Below are 248 nucleotides of genomic sequence, written 5' to 3'. Positions count from 1 at the left end.
CCAGATCGCCGGCCGGGCGGGCCGGGCCGGCTTCGACACCTCCGGCACCGTGGTGGTCCAGGCCCCCGCGCACGTGATCGAGAACAAGGCGGCCGAGCGCAAGGCCGCGGCGAAGTTCGCGTACGTCAAGGACGAGGCCGAGCGGGCCAAGCGCATGAAGCAGTCCGTGAAGTCCGGCAAGCGCAAGACCCTGCCTGCCGGCTTCGTCTCGTGGGGGCCGGCGACCTGCGGGCGCCCCGTCTCCGCCG

1 protein-coding gene is annotated in these 248 nt (G+C 73.8%); it reads left to right on the top strand.

Features of this window, described 5'->3' with window-relative positions; genetic code table 11:
* Nucleotides 1-248 (top strand): hypothetical protein (locus KVS67_RS12540; protein ID WP_217565500.1); only part of this gene is annotated, 248 nt, incomplete at both ends.

Origin of the sequence: Micrococcus sp. GbtcB5 (assembly GCF_019091605.1) — a bacterium.
GTDB classification, from domain to species: Bacteria; Actinomycetota; Actinomycetes; order Actinomycetales; family Micrococcaceae; genus Micrococcus; species Micrococcus luteus.
The sequence above is the reverse complement of the archived record's forward strand: the minus strand, read 5'-3'. Positions and strand labels throughout refer to the sequence as shown.